This is a genomic window from Pseudomonas fluorescens (assembly GCF_001708445.1).
GTDB lineage: Bacteria > Pseudomonadota > Gammaproteobacteria > Pseudomonadales > Pseudomonadaceae > Aquipseudomonas > Aquipseudomonas gorinensis.
In genome coordinates, this window is the sequence record NZ_CP015637.1 from 6,519,263 (window position 1) to 6,537,311 (window position 18,049).

20 protein-coding genes are annotated in these 18,049 nt (G+C 61.1%); 8 read left to right on the plus strand and 12 right to left on the minus strand.

Features of this window, described 5'->3' with window-relative positions:
* Position 1 precedes the first annotated feature (1 nt).
* Positions 2-1,441: a cardiolipin synthase gene (cls, locus tag A7317_RS29215; protein ID WP_024078204.1), complete on the minus strand. Its 1,440-nt coding sequence runs from the start codon at positions 1,439-1,441 to the stop codon at positions 2-4.
* Between the two features lie 130 nt (positions 1,442-1,571).
* On the opposite strand from cls, the gene A7317_RS29220 reads away from it, so the two are divergent.
* A complete protein-coding gene (locus tag A7317_RS29220; RefSeq protein WP_024078203.1) occupies positions 1,572-2,093 on the plus strand; it encodes a DUF3617 domain-containing protein in 522 nt (173 codons plus the stop codon).
* Here the strand turns inward: A7317_RS29220 and A7317_RS29225 are convergent.
* The 6 genes from A7317_RS29225 to folE2 are packed head-to-tail and all read right to left on the minus strand — an operon-like array spanning position 2,090 to position 7,299.
* Positions 2,090-3,427 (minus strand): dihydroorotase, encoded by a 1,338-nt coding sequence (locus tag A7317_RS29225; protein WP_069077321.1) that lies wholly within the window; start codon positions 3,425-3,427, stop codon positions 2,090-2,092. The genes A7317_RS29220 and A7317_RS29225 overlap by 4 nt on opposite strands.
* A gap of 3 nt (positions 3,428-3,430) precedes the next feature.
* Positions 3,431-3,991, minus strand: a complete 561-nt coding sequence (locus A7317_RS29230; protein ID WP_069077322.1) for a DapH/DapD/GlmU-related protein — start codon at positions 3,989-3,991, stop codon at positions 3,431-3,433.
* Entirely contained in the window at positions 3,988-4,866 is an 879-nt protein-coding gene (locus tag A7317_RS29235) for a metal ABC transporter substrate-binding protein (RefSeq protein WP_024078200.1), read from the minus strand. The genes A7317_RS29230 and A7317_RS29235 overlap by 4 nt, the downstream gene beginning before the upstream one ends.
* An 11-nt stretch (positions 4,867-4,877) precedes the next feature.
* Entirely contained in the window at positions 4,878-5,744 is an 867-nt protein-coding gene (locus A7317_RS29240; RefSeq protein WP_024078199.1) for a metal ABC transporter permease, read from the minus strand.
* On the minus strand, positions 5,744-6,412 hold the full coding sequence (locus tag A7317_RS29245; RefSeq protein ID WP_069077323.1) for a metal ABC transporter ATP-binding protein: 669 nt from the start codon (positions 6,410-6,412) through the stop codon (positions 5,744-5,746). The genes A7317_RS29240 and A7317_RS29245 overlap by 1 nt, the downstream gene beginning before the upstream one ends.
* Entirely contained in the window at positions 6,409-7,299 is an 891-nt protein-coding gene (folE2, locus tag A7317_RS29250) for a GTP cyclohydrolase FolE2 (RefSeq protein WP_024078197.1), read from the minus strand. The genes A7317_RS29245 and folE2 overlap by 4 nt, the downstream gene beginning before the upstream one ends.
* Positions 7,300-7,427: 128 nt before the next feature.
* On the opposite strand from folE2, the gene A7317_RS29255 reads away from it, so the two are divergent.
* Positions 7,428-8,639, plus strand: coding sequence for an N-acetylmuramoyl-L-alanine amidase (locus A7317_RS29255; protein ID WP_069077324.1), 1,212 nt, complete (start codon positions 7,428-7,430; stop codon positions 8,637-8,639).
* Here A7317_RS29255 and A7317_RS29260 read toward each other — a convergent pair.
* The gene (locus A7317_RS29260) at positions 8,636-9,004 is read right to left on the minus strand and encodes a glutamine synthetase (protein WP_069077325.1); all 369 of its coding nucleotides are present in this window, start codon (positions 9,002-9,004) and stop codon (positions 8,636-8,638) included. The genes A7317_RS29255 and A7317_RS29260 overlap by 4 nt on opposite strands.
* Before the next feature lie 125 nt (positions 9,005-9,129).
* On the opposite strand from A7317_RS29260, the gene dksA reads away from it, so the two are divergent.
* The 4 genes from dksA to A7317_RS29280 are packed head-to-tail and all read left to right on the plus strand — an operon-like array spanning position 9,130 to position 12,421.
* Positions 9,130-9,534 carry an RNA polymerase-binding protein DksA gene (gene dksA, locus A7317_RS29265; protein WP_024078194.1) on the plus strand — a complete coding sequence of 135 codons (405 nt, stop codon included), beginning with the start codon at positions 9,130-9,132 and terminating at the stop codon, positions 9,532-9,534.
* 27 nt (positions 9,535-9,561) lie between these two features.
* A complete protein-coding gene (gene zigA, locus A7317_RS29270) occupies positions 9,562-10,770 on the plus strand; it encodes a zinc metallochaperone GTPase ZigA (protein WP_024078193.1) in 1,209 nt (402 codons plus the stop codon).
* Entirely contained in the window at positions 10,770-11,414 is a 645-nt protein-coding gene (locus A7317_RS29275) for a DUF1826 domain-containing protein (protein WP_069077326.1), read from the plus strand. Before zigA ends, A7317_RS29275 begins: the two co-directional genes overlap by 1 nt.
* Positions 11,415-11,458: 44 nt before the next feature.
* Positions 11,459-12,421, plus strand: coding sequence for a CobW family GTP-binding protein (locus A7317_RS29280; protein ID WP_069077327.1), 963 nt, complete (start codon positions 11,459-11,461; stop codon positions 12,419-12,421).
* On the opposite strand, the gene A7317_RS29285 is transcribed toward A7317_RS29280, so the two are convergent.
* A complete protein-coding gene (locus A7317_RS29285; protein ID WP_069077328.1) occupies positions 12,415-12,810 on the minus strand; it encodes a DUF3301 domain-containing protein in 396 nt (131 codons plus the stop codon). The two genes, A7317_RS29280 and A7317_RS29285, sit on opposite strands and share 7 nt — an antisense overlap.
* Before the next feature lie 117 nt (positions 12,811-12,927).
* On the opposite strand from A7317_RS29285, the gene pdxY reads away from it, so the two are divergent.
* Entirely contained in the window at positions 12,928-13,800 is an 873-nt protein-coding gene (gene pdxY / locus A7317_RS29290) for a pyridoxal kinase PdxY (RefSeq protein ID WP_024078189.1), read from the plus strand.
* A gap of 68 nt (positions 13,801-13,868) precedes the next feature.
* On the opposite strand, the gene A7317_RS29295 is transcribed toward pdxY, so the two are convergent.
* On the minus strand, positions 13,869-14,354 hold the full coding sequence (locus A7317_RS29295; RefSeq protein ID WP_024078188.1) for an acyl-CoA thioesterase: 486 nt from the start codon (positions 14,352-14,354) through the stop codon (positions 13,869-13,871).
* Positions 14,355-14,645: 291 nt separating this feature from the next.
* On the opposite strand from A7317_RS29295, the gene A7317_RS29300 reads away from it, so the two are divergent.
* A complete protein-coding gene (locus A7317_RS29300; protein ID WP_024078187.1) occupies positions 14,646-16,409 on the plus strand; it encodes a cation:proton antiporter in 1,764 nt (587 codons plus the stop codon).
* Between the two features lie 73 nt (positions 16,410-16,482).
* Here the strand turns inward: A7317_RS29300 and A7317_RS29305 are convergent, their stop codons facing one another.
* Complete coding sequence (locus A7317_RS29305; RefSeq protein WP_024078186.1) at positions 16,483-16,890, minus strand: SMI1/KNR4 family protein; 408 nt, start codon at positions 16,888-16,890, stop codon at positions 16,483-16,485.
* Positions 16,891-17,024: 134 nt separating this feature from the next.
* Positions 17,025-17,894, minus strand: a complete 870-nt coding sequence (locus tag A7317_RS29310) for a Tim44 domain-containing protein (protein WP_024078185.1) — start codon at positions 17,892-17,894, stop codon at positions 17,025-17,027.
* Positions 17,895-18,049 lie beyond the last annotated feature (155 nt).

Genomic DNA, 18,049 nt, shown 5'->3' on the forward strand with positions numbered 1-18,049 from the left:
GTTAGAGAATCGGTGAGATCAAGCGCGCGATCCGCATGCCCAGGTGTTGCAGGCGGCGGGTTTCGCGGCTTTCCTCTTGGCTGACTTCATGCGCCAGGGCAAAGTCGTCCAGCAACATGTGCTCCACTTCCTTGGCGAAGGCTTCGTCGACGGTCAGTAACATCACTTCGAAATTCAGCCGGAAGGAACGGTTGTCCATATTCGCACTGCCGATGGCGCTGATTTCGCTGTCCACCAACACCACCTTCTGATGCAGAAAACCTGGCGTATAGCGGAATACCCGCACCCCGGCGCGTACGGCTTCGATGGCGTAGAGGCTGGACGCGGCATACACGATTCGGTGGTCGGGCCTGGATGGCAGCAGCAGGCGTACGTCCACCCCGCGCAGGACCGCCAGGCGCAGGGCGGCAAACACCGCTTCGTCGGGAATGAAATACGGGCTGGTGATCCACACACGCTCGGTCGCCGCGTGGATGGCCTCGACAAAAAACAGCGAGCAGGTTTCATACGGGTCTGCCGGGCCGCTGGCGAGCAATTGGCAGAGCACACCGTCGTCGGGGTAGGTGTCCGGCAGGATCAAGGGCGGCAGTTCCCGTGCGGCCCAGAACCAGTCTTCAGCGAACGACTCCTGCAGGCAGGCCACCACCGGGCCGGTGACTTGCACATGGGTATCGCGCCACGGAGCCAGCGGCGGTTTTTTGCCCAGGTATTCGTCACCGACGTTGTGCCCACCAACAAAGCCGGTGATGCCGTCCACCACTACGATCTTGCGGTGGTTGCGGAAGTTGACCTGGAAGCGATTGAGCCAGCCGCTACGGGTGGCGAACGCCTTGACCTGCACCCCGGCGTCGCGTAGCGATTGCACGTAGCGATGGGGCAGGGCATGGCTGCCGATTCGGTCATAGAGCACGTAGATGCCTACGCCTTGCGCGACCTTTTCCTTCAATAAGGCGTGCAGTTGGCGGCCGAGTTCATCGTCATGAATGATGAAGAACTGAAACAGCACGGCAGTATTGGCGTTGCGAATGGCGTCGAAGATCGCACTGAAGGTGGCGTCGCCATTAATCAGCAAACGCACTTCATTGTTTGCCAGGCATGGCATGCGCCCCAGCTTGGGCATGGCACGCAGGGAGGCGTAGGCGCTGGAGTTGCGCGCGGCCAAGGCTTCCTCGACCCACGGGCGCCAGTTCAGCTCGGTGATAGCAGTGTGCATTTCCTGGTTGGCCTGGCGCCGCGCCTGGATGTAGGCATCGAAGGTGCTGCGGCCGAAAATCAGGTAGGGGATCAGGGTCAGGTAGGGCATGAACATCAGCGACAAGGCCCAGGCGATCGAGCCTTGGGCGGTCCTGACGGTCAGCACCGCATGGATCGCGGCGAGGGTCCCGAGAAAGTGCAGCGTGGCGATGAAGTAGGCGAGCAGGTGCGGGCCAAAAAAATCCATGGACGACATGACTCCAGACAATCCAATGCGTAACAGACCATGTTCGGCCACGAATGTCGCTATTTTATTTGTCGTGCAACACTGGCACGTTTACGGCGTCTAACGCCAACAATTGCCCAGGAGTTACCCGATGAATGCTCGTCTGCTTGGTTTGGCCATGGTTGTTGGTTTGTCGTTGCCCGTGGCAGCGCAGGCGCAGATGCTGGCGCCGGGCTTGTGGGAATTGACCACCAGCAATATGAAAGTCGATAATCAGGACCTGCCGGACCTGTCGCTGATACTGGGTCAGCTCAAGCAACAGATGACCCCCGAACAGCGCGCCATGTTGGAAAAGCAGGGCGTCACCATGGCCGGCAAAGGCGTGCAGGTGTGCCTCACGCCCGCCCAGGTTGCCTCTGACACGATCCCCCTGACCGACCCGCAATCGGGCTGCAAACAGGAAGTCACCGATAAGACCGGTAACCAGTGGAAATTCCGTTTCAGTTGCCCCAAAGCCCAGGGCACGGGGGTTGCCACCTTCCAGAGCCAGAAGGAATTCACCACCACCGTCAACGGCACCTTCAATGCCACTGGCATTCAACAGAAGGGTAGCCTGGACAGCCATGCCCAGTGGCTGGGCAGCAATTGCGGTACGGTCAAGCCTCGCGCTTAACGCAGGAACTGCAACGGTAAACCCTGGCAACTGTCGACCACCTTGCCGTTGTGCCAGGCCAGGTGGCCGGAGACCAGCGTGGTGCTGACGCTGTGGCGGAAGCTGCGCTCGGCGAAGGGTGTCCAGCCGCAGCGAGCCAGGATCGGCTGGCTGCTGACGGGCTTGCCCGCCGGCTCTGGTTTGATCAGCACCAGGTCGGCCCAATAGCCTTCGCGTAGATAACCCCGATCCGGGATGGCGAACAGGTCGGCGACCCGATGGCTGGTCTTCGCCACCAGGGTGGTCAAGGGCAGCAGCCCGTCGGCCACCAACTCCAGCAGCGCCGGCAACGCATGTTGCACCAGCGGCAAGCCCGATGGCGCTTCACAATACCCCAGCTGTTTTTGCGCCCAGGTATGCGGCGCATGGTCAGTGCCAATCACATCCAGACGATGACTGAGCAAGGCTTGGCGCAGGGCGTCGCGGTCGGCGTGGGTCTTGATCGCCGGGTTGCATTTGATCTGATGGCCCAGGCGGTGATAGTCGCGGTCGTCGAACAGCAGGTGGTGCACGCAGACTTCAGCGGTAATACGTTTTTGCGCCAGGGGTTTGTCCTCGAACAAGGCCAATTCGCGTGCGCTGGTCAGGTGCAGCACATGCAGGCGTGTGCCGTGGTGCCTGGCCAACTCCACGGCCAAAGAGGAGGAGCGATAACAGGCCTCGGCGTCCCGGATCAGCGAGTGGGCGACGGCGGGGATCTTGTCCCCGAAACGCTCGCGCAGGCGCCGCTCGTTGGCCAGGATGCTCGGCGTGTGTTCGCAGTGGGCCAGCAGGATGGTCGGCACTTCTGCAAACAGCCGCTCCAGAATCCGAGGGTCGTCTACCAACATATTGCCGGTGGAGGCCCCCATGAACACTTTGACCCCAGCCACTTCGCGGGGATCGAGCGCGGCGACGATGTCGAGATTGTCGTTGCTGACGCCAAAGTGAAAACCGTAGTTGGCGACTGAATGCAGGCCGGCGCGGCGCTTTTTTTCGGCCAGGGCTTGCAGGGTCAGCGTGGCCGGCTGGGTGTTGGGCATGTCCATGAAACTGGTGATGCCACCGGCTACGGCCGCCCGGGATTCGCTGTAGAGACTGCCTTTGTCGGGTGCGCCAGGGTCGCGAAAGTGCACCTGGTCATCGATCATGCCTGGGAGCAGCCGTTGGCCCTCTGCGTCGATCGCCAGGGGCGCATTACAGTGCTCGATACTGCTGGCGATTTTCTCGATGCGGCCGTTGGCGACCAGTACATCAGCGTCAAATACCTGGCCTTCGTTGACCAGGCGGGCGTTACGGATCAGCAGGCGGCTCATGGTTCAGAACTCGTTTTGCAGGGCTTTGTAACCGCGGACCAAGTCGACGTTGGTGCGTGCCACGTCTTCGGAAAACTCCGAGGCGCTGACACTGACCGGCGGGAACTGCGAAAGGTCAGTGTTCGGCCCGATGCGGGTAGTGGAGGGCACGTAGAACGCGGTGGGCAAGTCGCGGCCGTCGACCACCGAGTTATGACGCACCACGCAGCCGTCGCCGATGGTGCAGTTGAACAGCACGCTGTTGAAGCCGATGAAGACACGGTCGCCGACGCTGCAGGGGCCATGGACGATGGAGCGGTGGGCGATGGAGGTGAGCTCGCCGATGGTCACCGCCGCGCCCGATTTGGAGTGGATCACCACGCCGTCCTGGATATTGGAGTTGGCGCCGATGGTGATAGGGTCCATGGCGCCGCTGGCGTTGACTTCATCGGCGCGGATTACGGCGTAGGGGCCGACGAAGACGTTCTCGCCAATGATGACCTTGCCGCAGATGATCGCCGTCTTGTCGACGTAGGCCGATTCGGCGATCACCGGCAGATCGCCGGAAGGGTTCTTGCGAATCATGGCTTACCCAACGCGGCGCATAAGGTATTGAGGTTGTATTCGAACAGCCCGGTAAAGGTGCTGGCCGGGCCTTCTGCTGCAAGAGCGTCGGAGTAAAGCGTGCCGCCGATCTGCGCGCCGCTTTCGTCGGCGATCTGCTTGAGCAGGCGTGAGTCCTTGATGTTTTCCATAAACACGGCTTTGACCTTGTCTTTACGGATCTGGGTGATCAGCGCGGCGACTTCGGCGGCCGAAGGCTCACGTTCGGTGGACAGGCCCTGAGGCGCCAGGAACTGGATGCCATAGGCCTGGCCCAGGTAGCCGAAGGCGTCATGAGAGGTCACGATGCGACGGTTGCCCGGTGGCAGCGCGCCGAATTTGGTCTTGGCTTCGGCGAGCAGGCGGTAGATTTCTTTCAGGTAGGCTTGGCTGTTGTGCAGGTAGTCAGCCTTGTTGGCCGGGTCAGCGGCCACCAGCGCCTTGGTGATGTTGTTCACGTAGATTTCGGCGTTGGCCAGGTTGTGCCAGGCGTGCGGATCGGGGATGGTTTCGCCGTCCTCCTCCATGGTGTGGGAGATCACACCTTTGCTGGCGGTGACCACCGTGGCCTTGGTTTCGGTGCTGGTGACCAGGCGGTCCAGCCAGGGTTCAAAACCGAGGCCGTTCTTGATGATCAGCTTGGCCTTGAGCAACGCCTTGGCGTCGTCCGGGGTGGGCTCGTAGGTATGGGCGTCCGCGTCGGGGCCGACCATATTGCTGATCTGGATGTGATCACCACCAATCTGGTGGGTGATGTCATCGAGGATACTGAAGCTGGTAACCACTTGGAGTTTGTCGGCGGCCTGGGCCGTCGATAACGACAGGACGAGACTGAACAGCACGAGTAAAGCGCGCATCGGGAGACACCTCATTGGGATGACAGCAAGGGGGGGCGGCGCAGCAAGCCGTGCACCGGACCGAAGACCACGGACAGCAGGTACCCGCCGCCAGCCACCAGCACAATCGCCGGGCCGCTGGGCAGTGAGTAGTAGAACGACAGCAACAAACCCAGCCATACCGACAGGCATCCCAGCACCGCCGATATCGCGATCAACACCGGCAGGCGCCGGCTCCAGAACCGTGACGCGATGGCCGGTAACATCATCAAGCCCACCACCATCAACGCGCCGATGGCCTGGAAACCGATGACCAGGTTCAACACCACCAGGGTCAGGAACAAACCATGGGCCAGCGGGCCCAGGCGGCTGACGGTTTGCAGGAACAGCGGGTCGAGGGTATCCAGCAGCAGCGGCTTGTAGATCAGCACCATGGCCACCAGGCTGAACCCGGAGACCCAGAGCATGCCGGTCAGGGTGGCCTCGTCGACGGCCAGCGCTGAGCCGAACAGCAGATGCAGCAGGTCCAGGCGTTTGCCGGCAATGCCCAGGATCAGCACGCCGGCGGCCAGTGAAATGGGGTAGATAGCCGCGAGGCTGGCGTCTTCACGCAGGCCGGTGCGGCGAGTGATCCAGGCCGCCAGCCCGGCCATGCCCAGGCCGGCACCCAGGCCACCGACGGTCAGCGCGGGCAGGCTGAGCCCGGCGAACCAGAAGCCCAGGGCCGCACCGGGCAGGATGCCGTGGGCGACGGCGTCACCAATCAGGCTCATGCGCCGCAGGATCAGGAACACGCCCAGCGGCGCGGTGCTGCAGGCGAGTACCAGGCCTCCGATCAGGGCGCGACGCATGAAGACGAAGTCAGCAAAGGGCATCCACAGATGGGAGGCGAAGTGCATCAGGCCACCTGCATGCGAGGGTGTGGACGGATCAGTTCTTGACTGGGGCCGACGACGCAGCCGGTGCTTTTGATCTGCACCACTTGCTGGGTGTGCTCACGCACGGCGGCCAGGTCATGGCACACCACTACCAGCGTGCGACCTTGGGCATGCCAGGCGTGGATATGTTTCCAGCACAAGGCCTGGCCATCTTCATCGAGGGCGGCGTGGGGTTCGTCGAGCAACAGCACCGACGCCTCGGCCAGGCTCATGCGGGCGAGCAGGGCACGTTGCAGTTCGCCGCCAGACAAGGCCATCAACGGGCGATGTTCCAGGCCACTGAGGCACCAGTCCTCCAGCACCGCTTGCAGGCGTTGGCTGCGTTGTTGCGGGGTGAGTTGGGTGCCCCAAAAGCCGGCGGCCACCAACTCTTGCAGGCTGATGGGGAACTGGCGGTCGAGGTGCTGCTGCTGGGGCAGGAACGACAGGCCGCCGCGCCGTGGCACATTCACGGTGACTTTGCCCGCCAATGGCTTTTGCAGCCCGGCGATAACCTTCAGCAGGCTGCTTTTGCCGGTGCCGTTGGCGCCGATCACACCGGTGAGGCTGCCTTTTTCCAGGGTGAAATCCACGGCGGGGGTCAGCGGTTGCCCAGGGGCACCCCAGCGTAAAGCGGTACAGGTGATCATGCAGAGGGTCTCGTCCAGCGGCTTTCAGCCACGGCATCGTGCGCATGCAGGCTTTCGGCGTGGATCACTTTGAGGTGGAAGGCTTTGACGGCATCCGAGCGTTTCAAGGCGAGGTTCAGGCGGCGGGCGGCGTCTTCGCAGAACATCAGGTTCTGCCCATTGGCCAGGGCGAAGGCTTGTTCGTCTGCACGCTTTACGGCGGTTTGCACGGCAGTGCCAAGGGCGGCTTCTGCGTCGTTGATCAACTCGGTCAGCGCCAGATGCTCGCCTTGCAGGTGGACGCGCAGCTGTGCGCTGCTGCGCTGGCTGTGGGGCGTGGCCACAATGCCATTGGCGCTGCCGAGCCAGGTCAGCACGTCTTCATGTCGCAACGGTGTGTTGGCGAAGTCATCGACAAATTGCTGCTGAATCAACTGCCTGGCGAGGGCAGCAGAGCAGGGGCAGGTTGAGGAATAAGTAACGTCAATTTTTAGTTCCACGTGGAACATCTGGTTTTCCAGGTGTGCCTCGATGCTCACCGGGTAGGCCTTCCAGCCGGCCAGTGGGCTGACCAGGGCCGGACGATTCAGGAGCAAATCGGTATGGATACGCAGGTAGGCATTCTTAGATAAACCTTCATGACTGGCAAGAAAATGCTGCAGTACATTACGCAGAAGTGTCGGCGTCAGGGGCTGTTGGCCGAGCATTTCCAGCGCCAGGTACAGGCGTGACATATGAATGCCACGGGCGGTGCCGTCGTCGAGGCTGACGCCGGCATCGGCTTTGGCCGTCAGACGCTGGCCATCGATCAAGATGGGCAGGGCGATGCCGCACATGCCGACCCAGTCGAGGGGCAAGGCTTGGCGTGATGCTTGCGCGGCGATATCCGGCAGAGTCAGCGCATTCATAAGCAGGTCCATCGTTGGAAATAAAAAGACATGTTATATTATAACCATTGAGTCGACGATGAATTTTCTGCTCCAGCCTTTGTTCAGTCATGTCGAGCAGGGACGCTCCTTTATTTGCGGTATATGTCATGCACAGACGTCAGCTCCTCAACCTGCTCCTGGTCAGCCCGCTGTTCACCTTGCCGTTCGCCGCATCGGCCACGCAGATTCGCAATGCCCGCCTGTGGCGCTCGGACGACAAACTGCGGCTGGTGTTCGACCTGAGCGGCCCGGTGCAGTACAAGACTTTCTCCCTGGCTGCACCCGAACGGGTGATCATCGACCTGAGCGGTGCCGGCCTCAGTGGTGACTTTTCTCAACTGGCCTTGAAGAACAGCGGGATCACCTCGATTCGCTCGGGGCATTTCGGCAAAGGCGATACGCGGATCGTGCTCGACCTGGCTGCGCCGATGCAGCTCAACAGTTTTCTACTACCGCCTCAGGATGGCCAAGGTCATCGCCTGGTACTGGACCTGACCAGCGCCACCCACGCGCCACGCCAGATCGCAGTTGAACCGGCGCCCTTGGTCGCTCCGATCGACAAGGCGCATCCCAAGCGCGACATCATTGTGGTAGTCGACCCGGGCCACGGCGGCAAGGACCCCGGCGCGGTCGGCTCCAAGGGCCAGCGCGAAAAAGACGTGGTGTTGTCGATCGCGCAATTGCTGGCCAAGCGCTTGAAACGCGAGAGGGGCTTTGACGTGAAACTGGTGCGCAACGACGACTTCTTCGTGCCGCTGCGCAAGCGCGTGGAGATTGCCCACAAGTACAACGCCGACATGTTTATCTCGGTACACGCAGATGCGGCACCGCGGATCACCGCCTCGGGGGCGTCGGTGTATGCCTTGTCCGAAGGGGGGGCTACCTCGGCCACTGCGCGGTTCATGGCACAACGGGAAAACGGCGCCGATCTGCTGGGCGCCACCAGTCTGCTGAACCTCAAGGACAAGGACCCGATGCTGGCCGGGGTGATTCTCGATATGTCGATGAACGCCACCATCGCCTCCAGCCTGCAATTGGGCAGCTCCATCCTCGGCAGCCTGGAGGGCATCACCTCGTTGCATCAGAAGCGCGTGGAACAGGCCGGGTTTGCGGTGCTCAAGTCACCGGATGTGCCGTCGATCCTGGTGGAAACCGGGTTTATCTCCAATGCGCGGGACAGTGCGCGCCTGGTCACCGCGCGTCATCAACAGGCGGTAGCCGATGGCTTGTTCGAAGGGTTGAAAAAATACTTCCAGAAGAACCCGCCGATGAACAGCTACGTGGCCTGGCTGCAGGAGCAGAAAAACGGCCAGGTCTAACAGCCGGTTATCCGGCTGCAGGTGAACTTGGCGCTGGCGCCACCGGAACTGGAAAACCGGTTGAGGGTGGTCCAGCCCACGCGCCGTGTGTAGCCGACCCACGCTTCACCGTCCGACGCCAACCCGGTAAAGAACGTCAGTTGCCCATAGCGGCTATTGGTCTGGGCCCAATAGCGTTTGCCGATGACTTCGAAACCGCGCAAATACGTGGTACTGCCGGCCGTCGCCACGCTGTAGGCATTGCCTTGCGGGTCCACACACGCCAGCAGGTTGGCGCTGCGCGTGCAGTTGGCCAACAGGCTCGGTACTTGGGCGCAGGCAGATCCTGCTGCTGCCAATAACAGGCCGCACACCAGGTATTTCATAGGGGTTCTCGGGGCAGGAAGATGATCAAGCATTGCGCCCTTCGTCGTGACGAGCAAGGGGGATTGGCTTATTTGTGTTGTTATAATATAACATAAAAGCACAGCCTGACCCGTGAACCGTTCCCATGACCGAACAAGACCTCCTGGCCCAACCGCCCGCCGACTACATGAACGAAGCCCAGCAAGGCTTCTTCCGCACGCTGCTCCTGGCCCAGCGCAACGAGCTGCAAGCGCGAATCGACGCTGAGTTCCTGGTGCTGCGCGAACAGGAACCCAACAGCGACCCTGCCGATGTGGGCAGCGCCGAAGAACAGCGCCAATGGCAACTGCGCCTGCTGGAGCGGGAAAAGAAGCTGTTGGACAAGATCGATGACGCCCTGGAACGGCTGGCCCGCGGCGAATACGGCTGGTGCCGCGAAACGGGCGAACCCATTGGCCTGCAACGCCTGTTGCTACGCCCCACCGCCACCCTGTGTATCGAAGCCAAAGAACGCGAAGAGCTGCGCGAACGCCATAAACGGGCGATTTGACCGGCCAACCCTGATGAGGACTACCTGATGCCCAATCGTCTCCCCGTTACCGTGTTGTCCGGCTTTCTCGGCGCCGGTAAAAGTACGCTGCTCAACTATGTCCTGCGCAACCGCGACAACCTGCGGGTTGCGGTGATCGTCAACGACATGAGCGAAATCAACATTGATGGCAGCGAGGTTCAGCGCGACGTCACCCTTAATCGTTCCGAAGAAAAACTGGTGGAAATGAGCAACGGCTGCATCTGCTGCACCTTGCGCGAAGACTTGCTGGAAGAAGTCGGAAAACTCGCCAAAGAAGGGCGGTTTGATTACCTGTTGATCGAGTCCACCGGCATCTCCGAACCCTTGCCCGTGGCCGAAACGTTTACCTTCCGTGATGAAAACGAACAAAGCCTGGCCGATATCGCGCGCCTGGACACGATGGTCACCGTGGTTGACGGCATGAACTTCCTGCTCGACTACCAGACCGCCGAAAGCCTCGCTTCTCGTGGCGAAACCCTGGGAGAAGAAGACGAACGCTCCATCACCGACTTGCTGATCGAGCAGATCGAGTTCGCCGACGTCATTTTGATCAGCAAGATCGACCTGATCAGCAGCCACGAACGTGAGGAGCTGATGGCCATCCTCGAACGCCTGAATGCTCAGGCGGAAATCATCCCGATGGTCATGGGCGAAGTGCCGCTGAACAAGATCCTCAACACCGGCCGCTTTGACTTTGAACGCGCCGCCCAGGCCCCCGGCTGGTTGCAGGAATTGCGCGGCGAACACGTACCGGAAACCGAAGAATATGGCATCGCATCCACTGTCTATCGCGCCCGCCGACCTTTTCATCCGCAACGCTTCTTCGACTTTATCGATCGCCCGTGGGTGAACGGCAAGTTGCTACGCTCCAAGGGGTTTTTCTGGCTGGCCAGCAAGCACCAGGACGCTGGCAGTTGGTCACAGGCGGGTGGCCTGATGCGCCATGGCTTTGCTGGACGCTGGTGGCGCTTTGTACCGAAAAGCCAGTGGCCGCAGGATGAAGAAAGCGTCGCCGCGATCATGGGCAACTGGCAACTGAGCACGGGCGACTGCCGCCAGGAACTGGTGTTTATCGGGCAGAACATCGACTTCGCACAGATGCGTGCCGAGTTGGACGCTTGTTTGCTCACCGACGAAGAAATGGCCCTGGGCGTCGACGCCTGGCGCTTACTGGCCGATCCTTTCGGCCCTTGGTATGAAGAGGTGGCCGCCTGATGCTGGCGCCGGTCATGTCCCTGCGTCCCGTGATTCGCCAGACCCGCGGTGAAACCCCGCTGGCGCTGTCCGATATCCTTGAGGATGGTGTGAACCTGGCGCTGTGGCAGCGCCAATTACCCCTGCATATCGCCGAGTTCGGCGCCTTGCTGGTGGCGCTCAATGAGCCGTTGGCTGAATCGCTGGTGATCGAGCTGGACAGCGAAGGCGCCGAGCCCAATCTGCACGGCCTGGCGTCCAGTTGCCGCGATCTTGAGGGTTATGAGGGCTTTATCGCCGATGTGTCGTGGCTGATCAGCGCCTTTGCCTGCCTGCTGGGCGCCAGGCGCATCGGCGTGCGCCTGCGGTTGTTGGACAAGGCCATGTGCCCGCGTTTTCATGTTGATCATGTGCCTGTGCGGCTGATCACCACCTATGCCGGCATCGGCAGCCAGTGGTTGCGCGAGGGGGTGATGGACCGTCGCACGTTGGGCCAGTCGGATGCTGAACCCACTGACCGCATCGAGCAAATCCTCTGCGGTGAGGTGGCTCTACTCAAGGGTACGAAATGGCATGGCAACGAGGGTCATGGCCTGATTCACCGCTCGCCGGCCTTGAAGGCGGATGAGCGACGCTTGATCCTGACGCTGGATTGGCTGGCATAACCGCGTAGGATCAAGCGCTCTACACGGTCAAAATGATGCCTCTTATGCTGCAGAACATTCCCACCCACGTGATTGCCGGGCCCCTGGGTGCCGGCAAGACCAGCCTGATCCAGCACCTGCTCGCTCAACGTCCGGCCAACGAGCGCTGGGCGGTGTTGATCAACGAGTTCGGGCAGATTGGCCTGGACGCCGCGCTGCTGACTCAGGATGACGATGGCATTGCCTTGGGCGAAGTTGCCGGTGGCTGCCTGTGCTGTGTGAATGGCGCCCCGTTCCAGGTGGGCCTTGGCCGTCTGCTGCGTAAGGCCAAGCCTGACCGTGTCTTTATCGAGCCTTCGGGCCTGGGCCACCCGGCGCAATTGCTCAAGCAACTGCGGGACCCGCCGTGGCAGGACGTGCTGACGGTTCAACCCTGCGTCCTGGTACTGGATGCCCAAGCCCTGGCGGCGGGCAAGCCCTTGCCACCTGCGCAGCTGGAAGCGCTGGCCAGTGCCGGGCTGTTGGTCTTGAACAAAGATGAGGCGCTGGACACCGCACAGCGTCAGGCCATCGAACGGCAGTTACCCGATTGCCCGGTGTATTGGACCCGCCAGGCGCAATTGCCGCTGAACCGCTTACCAGGCTCAAGCGCACGGGCCGGCGCCACTGTGGATAACTTCACGGTGCCCAAAGGCCTCGCACAAATACCGGCCATCTGGAGCGATCCCCTGCTGCCGATCTGCCTGAGCCAGGCTCAGGACGGTGGCTGGAGCATCGGCTGGCGCTGGCACCCGAGCCAGCAATTCGACCCGCAGCGCCTGCATCAGTGGCTGACCGGTCTCGGCTGGCGCCGCGCCAAACTGGTTATCCACAGTGGCGAGGGCTGGCTATCCGCCAACGCTGTGGATAACAGCCCGATTGCCTGGCAACCCAGCGAATGGCGGCGCGACTCACGCATCGAATTGATCTTCAGCGAACCCCAGGACGTGGCCCTGCTACAGCGTTCGCTGGCCGCCTGCCGTCAGTGACGATGCTTGGTGGCGTGGTCCTGGCGCCATTGGCTCAGCTCGATGACCTCGGCGCTGGGCAGTGGTGTCTTGATCTCGAAGGGGTAGGGCGCCAGTTCGATTTGTGCGCTGTGGGCGCCGAACTGGGTGATGGTTCCCGGATGGCGGGTTTCCCCGGTCACCGTGAATTCAAAGTTGTAGACCCGCGCCAGGCGCCGGCGGCCGTTGGCATCTTTCACAAAGCCGATGCGCTTGAGTGCCACGGCGCCATCCAACAGCTCGATGTCGAGTTTGGCGCAATGCTGCTTGACCCGCTCCAACGCCAGCTCGCGCAGGCCGTGGTTGTGCCAGACCCAGGCGGCACCGGTCGCCAGCAGCATCAACACGAAGATGTTTCCCAAGGTCAGCATGCGAAAAACTCCAACAAAGTGAGAGCAGCTTAACTGTGTCGCCGGTCTGTCGTATAGGCTGCGTTTAGTCGCATACTGCGCGGCCAGAATTTAAACGGCTTTACGGAAATCTCCTGCATGAAACGCACACCTCATCTGCTTGCGATCCAGTCTCATGTGGTCTTTGGCCACGCCGGAAACAGCGCCGCCGTGTTTCCCATGCAGCGCGTCGGGGTGAACGTCTGGCCGCTGAACACGGTGCAGTTCTCCAACCACACCCAGTATGGACAGTGGGCAGGGGAAGTGTTGGCGCCGCAGCAGATTCCGGCGTTGGTGGAAGGCATTGCGGCCATTGGTGAGTTGGGCAACTGCGACGCTATCTTGTCCGGTTACCTGGGCAGTGCCGATCAGGGTCGCGCCATTCTCACCGGTGTGGCGCGGATCAAAGCGATCAACCCGAAGGCCCTGTACCTGTGCGACCCGGTCATGGGGCACCCGGAAAAAGGCTGCATCGTGCCGCAGGAGGTCAGCGATTTCCTGCTGGAGGAGGCCGCCGCCATGGCCGACTTCCTCTGCCCAAACCAACTGGAGCTGGACAGCTTTGCCGGTCGTAAGCCGCAGTCGCTGTTCGACTGCCTGGGCATGGCCAAGGCGTTGCTGGCCCGGGGGCCGAAGGCGGTGCTGGTCAAACACTTGGATTATCCGGGCAAGCTGCCGGATGGCTTCGAAATGCTGTTGGTTACTGCCGACGGCAGCTGGCACCTGCGCCGCCCGCTGTTGGCGTTCCCCCGCCAGCCAGTGGGCGTGGGCGACCTGACCTCGGGGTTGTTCCTGGCGCGGGTGCTGCTGGGCGATAGCCTGCTGGCCGCCTTCGAATTCACCGCCGCGGCGGTGCATGAAGTGCTGCTGGAAACCCAGGCCTGTGCCAGTTACGAGTTGGAATTGGTGCGGGCCCAGGATCGTATTGCTCATCCGCGCGTGCGCTTCGAAGCGACGCCGATCGGCCTGTAAATACGCAGAACCCCATGTGGGAGGGAGCAAGTCCCTCCCACATTTTGATTGGGTTTACCGCTTGGGGTTTATAGCGCGTCGGCTTTTATTTCCTGGTAACGCTTTTCCAGCTCCTGGCGAATCTGCCGGCGTTGCTGGGCCTGCACGAACCGGCGTCTTTCCTCACTGTTATGCGGTTGCAGCGGCGGCACGGCGGCGGGTTTGCGCTGATCGTCCACGGCTACCATGGTGAAGAAGCAACTGTTGGTATGGCGCACCGAGCGTTCGCGGATGTTCTCGGTCACCACCTTGATGCCCACTTCCATCGACGTATTGCCGGTGTAGTTGACCGACGCGAGGAAGGTCACCAGCTCGCCGACATGGATCGGTTCACGAAAAATCACCTGGTCTACCGACAACGTCACCACATAGCGGCCGGCGTAACGGCTGGCGCAGGCGTAGGCCACTTCGTCGAGGTACTTGAGCAGGGTGCCCCCGTGGACATTGCCAGAGAAGTTGGCCATATCGGGGGTCATCAATACCGTCATCGACAGCTGGGCGTTTCCGGGTTCCATAGCACACTCACGGTTGTAGGCATTGGTTGGGGAGGCACCTCTTCGGGTGCTGGAATCTTTGCAGCGCCATCCCTAACGGGACGCCGGTGGGCGCCTTGCCGTCACGCCTGCACCGATCTGTTTCCATATATTGCACCGGCTTTCCGGCGGAAGTCGCGGTGTTAACCTTCAAAAGCCCATATCAGGGCATTTCTTACGATCAAGGCAGACTTTTCCTTCCGCACTTTGCGACCGTTCAAAGGTGCGGGCGGAAGTGGGAAAAGCGCCAGCACCCTCAAGGAGGCCCTCGCCATGCACGCCATCAGCTTTATCCAGGACCTGGCCGTGATCATGCTGGTGGCCGGGGTTGTCACCATCCTGTTTCACCGTCTCAAACAACCTGTGGTGCTGGGGTACATCGTCGCCGGGTTCATCATCGGGCCCCACACCCCGCCATTTGGCCTGATCCACGACGAAGACACCATCAAGACCCTCGCCGAGCTGGGGGTGATCTTCCTGATGTTCTGTCTGGGCCTGGAGTTCAGCCTGCGCAAGTTGTTCAAGGTGGGCGCCACGGCATTTATTGCCGCCTTCCTCGAAATCATCCTCATGATCTGGATCGGCTACGAGATTGGCCGCTGGTTCGATTGGAGCACGATGGACTCGCTGTTCCTCGGCGCGATCCTGGCGATCTCCTCGACCACCATCATCGTCAAGGCACTCAATGACCTGAAGATGAAAAACCAGCGCTTCGCCCAGCTGATTTTCGGCGTGCTGATCGTGGAAGACATCCTCGGCATCGGCATCATCGCTTTGCTGTCGAGTATCGCCGTCAGTGGCACGGTCAGCTCGGGCGAAGTGTTTTCCACGGTCGGTAAGCTCTCGCTGTTCATGATCGTCGCGTTGGTCATCGGCATTTTGCTGGTGCCGCGTTTGTTGGCCTATGTGGCCAAGTTCGACAGCAACGAGATGCTGCTGATCACTGTATTGGGCCTGTGCTTCGGTTTTTGCCTGCTGGTGGTCAAGCTGGAATACAGCATGGTGCTGGGGGCGTTCCTGATCGGCGCGATCATGGCTGAGTCCCGCGAGTTGATTAAGATCGAGCGCTTGATCGAGCCGGTTCGCGACATGTTCAGCGCGATCTTCTTCGTGGCTATTGGCTTGATGATCGACCCGCAGATCCTGTTGCAATACGCCTGGCCGATTGCAGTGATCACCGTCGCCGTGGTGTTGGGCAAGATGCTGTCCTGTGGGATCGGCGCGTTTATCGCTGGCAACGATGGCCGCACTTCGTTGCGGGTTGGCATGGGGCTGTCACAGATTGGCGAGTTTTCCTTCATCATCGCCGCGCTGGGGATGACGTTACAGGTGACCAGCGACTTCCTGTACCCGGTGGCGGTGGCCGTTTCGGCGATCACCACGCTGCTCACGCCGTACCTGATTCGCGGCGCCGACCCGTTGTCGTTGAAGATCGCGGCAGTGATGCCCAAGCGTATGAGCCGAGTGTTCGGGTTGTATGGTGAATGGTTGCGCAGCATTCAGCCTCAGGGTGAAGGCGCGATGCTGGTGTCGATGATCCGCAAGATCATCCTGCAAGTGGGGGTGAACCTGGCGCTGGTGGTGTCGATCTTTTTTGCAGGCAGCTACTTCGCGGTGCGTATTGGCGCGTCTCTGGAAGGTTGGATCAGTGATCCAAGCTGGCAGAAGGCATTGATCTGGGGCGGGGCATTATTGTTGTCGCTGCCGTTCCTGATTGCGGCGTACCGCAAGCTCAAGGCATTGTCGATGTTGCTGGCAGAGATGAGCGTCAAGCCGGAGATGGCCGGACGACATACCCAGCGCGTGCGTCGGGTGATCGCCGAGCTGATCCCGATCCTGTCGCTGCTGGTGATTTTCCTGCTATTGGCCGCCTTGTCGGCGAGTATTCTGCCGACCAACAAGCTGCTGGTGCTGATCGCTGTGGTCGCGGCGGCGGTGGCGGCTGTGCTGTGGCGCTGGTTTATCCGTGTGCATACGCGGATGCAGGTCGCCTTGCTGGAGACGCTGGATAACCATAAGGATACGCCGGAGCACTGATGGGGGGCTGCTGCGCAGCCCAACGCGGGCGGTGCGACGATTCGACAAGCCCGCTCGCCACGGGGATCAGGTCTTAGCTTTCCAACCAGACGTCCCGCGCCCAGTGCCATACCGATTCCCAAGACTCCTCGGTGACAAGTTCTTCTTCGCCGGACCACAGCACCACCGTGCCGTCTTCTTCAACGCAGTAATAGTCGTCGCCGTCCTGGCAGATCGGGATCAACTCGCGCGGCACGCCGCTATCCCAGGCATTTGCTGCGACTTCCGGCAGGTAGGTGTGGGATTGCGGGTCGGTGACGGTCACCGGCTCAAGGCTGCCGTACACCACGTCGCTGACGGTCAGCAGAAACTCCTTGAAGACGAACGGAATATTGATGAACAGCTCTTCTTCGATTTCCACCAGCTGGTCTTCATCAGGCAGCTCCAGAGGAACCGGAACCGGTTCGTTGGCTTCACGCAATTGTTCGATGACTTCTTCCACGTCCGGGATCCTCTTGCTAGATGGCGCGGTTATAGGGGCGTTTTATACAGTAGCTCGCTATAAGTGCAACCGTGAAATAGAAAACCCCGGACAAGTCCGGGGTTTTTGTTACGGCTTGCACAAGCGTGCGGGTATCAGCCGTTCTGACGGATACCGGCGACCAGCCATGGCTGGTTGTCGCCTTGGGCACGTTCCATGTTCCAGCTTTCGCTGAACACTTCACCTTGGTCGAAGCGCGAGGTTTTCGACACACCGCTGAACGTCAGGGTGGCGATGGTCTTGTCGGCGCGGTCATCCACACCGTCCAGCTGGACATGCAGGTCATCGATGTAGGTCGACTGGAAGCCGTCGCCCAGGTCGGCGCGTTCGCGCTTGAGGAACTCCAGCAGTTGCGGGGTCACGAACTCGGAGATCTTGTCCATTTCGTTGGCGTCCCAGTGCTGTTGCAGGGACTGGAAGTGGCTGCGGGCCGCTTCGACGAAACGCTCTTCGTTGAACCAGGCCGGTGCGTTGATCACTGGGCGGGCGGCAGCAGGGGCTGACGAACCACCGAAGATCGAACCCATGGCGGGTTTCTGCTCGAACACTTCACGCTGCATCGGCGCGCCGGCGGGCGCCAGGTGCTCCTGCTGCTTGCGGCGACGGGCGGCGATAAAGCGGAAGATCAGGAAGGCGATGACCGCCATGATCAGGATGTCGAAGATCTGCATGCCCTGGAAGCCGCCGCCCATGAACATGGAGGCGAGCAGGCCACCGGCCGCGATACCGGCCAGAGGGCCCAACCAGCGCGAAGCACCGCCGGCCTTGGCAGCAGCGCCAGCAGCACCGGCTGCGCCTGCGGTAGCGGCAGCACCGCCTACACCGGCGGATGGGGCCATTTGGCTGGTCTGGTGAGTCGGTGCCGAGCCCATGCTTTTGCCGCCACCGAAGCGTTTGGCGTTGGCGTCGAGGCTCATCGTCAGGCCTATGCATAACGCCATGGCGATGCTAAGAAAACGTTTCATAAAGGGAATTCCCATTTGTGGATTGCACGCGCGCCATGTTGCACAGGTGTCGTGACAGTGGCTAGCAACATAATGTTTCGGGCTTTTGCGTAAGATCGATTCAGGATGGTCTGTAGGACTTGTTACAGATATTGGCCCGCGCTCGTTAAAAACAA

Coding starts and splice junctions, on each gene's coding strand:
- folE2 (WP_024078197.1), bottom strand. CDS start 7,299: ATGAATGCGCTGACTCTGCCGGATATCGCCGCGCAAGCATCACGCCAA.
- A7317_RS29285 (WP_069077328.1), bottom strand. CDS start 12,810: ATGCTGACCTTGGGAAACATCTTCGTGTTGATGCTGCTGGCGACCGGT.
- A7317_RS29275 (WP_069077326.1), top strand. CDS start 10,770: ATGCTGGCGCCGGTCATGTCCCTGCGTCCCGTGATTCGCCAGACCCGC.
- dksA (WP_024078194.1), top strand. CDS start 9,130: ATGACCGAACAAGACCTCCTGGCCCAACCGCCCGCCGACTACATGAAC.
- A7317_RS29295 (WP_024078188.1), bottom strand. CDS start 14,354: ATGGAACCCGGAAACGCCCAGCTGTCGATGACGGTATTGATGACCCCC.
- cls (WP_024078204.1), bottom strand. CDS start 1,441: ATGGATTTTTTTGGCCCGCACCTGCTCGCCTACTTCATCGCCACGCTG.
- A7317_RS29230 (WP_069077322.1), bottom strand. CDS start 3,991: ATGATTCGCAAGAACCCTTCCGGCGATCTGCCGGTGATCGCCGAATCG.
- A7317_RS29255 (WP_069077324.1), top strand. CDS start 7,428: ATGCACAGACGTCAGCTCCTCAACCTGCTCCTGGTCAGCCCGCTGTTC.
- zigA (WP_024078193.1), top strand. CDS start 9,562: ATGCCCAATCGTCTCCCCGTTACCGTGTTGTCCGGCTTTCTCGGCGCC.
- A7317_RS29300 (WP_024078187.1), top strand. CDS start 14,646: ATGCACGCCATCAGCTTTATCCAGGACCTGGCCGTGATCATGCTGGTG.
- A7317_RS29240 (WP_024078199.1), bottom strand. CDS start 5,744: ATGCACTTCGCCTCCCATCTGTGGATGCCCTTTGCTGACTTCGTCTTC.
- pdxY (WP_024078189.1), top strand. CDS start 12,928: ATGAAACGCACACCTCATCTGCTTGCGATCCAGTCTCATGTGGTCTTT.
- A7317_RS29220 (WP_024078203.1), top strand. CDS start 1,572: ATGAATGCTCGTCTGCTTGGTTTGGCCATGGTTGTTGGTTTGTCGTTG.
- A7317_RS29280 (WP_069077327.1), top strand. CDS start 11,459: ATGCTGCAGAACATTCCCACCCACGTGATTGCCGGGCCCCTGGGTGCC.
- A7317_RS29235 (WP_024078200.1), bottom strand. CDS start 4,866: ATGCGCGCTTTACTCGTGCTGTTCAGTCTCGTCCTGTCGTTATCGACG.
- A7317_RS29310 (WP_024078185.1), bottom strand. CDS start 17,894: ATGAAACGTTTTCTTAGCATCGCCATGGCGTTATGCATAGGCCTGACG.
- A7317_RS29260 (WP_069077325.1), bottom strand. CDS start 9,004: ATGAAATACCTGGTGTGCGGCCTGTTATTGGCAGCAGCAGGATCTGCC.
- A7317_RS29245 (WP_069077323.1), bottom strand. CDS start 6,412: ATGATCACCTGTACCGCTTTACGCTGGGGTGCCCCTGGGCAACCGCTG.
- A7317_RS29225 (WP_069077321.1), bottom strand. CDS start 3,427: ATGAGCCGCCTGCTGATCCGTAACGCCCGCCTGGTCAACGAAGGCCAG.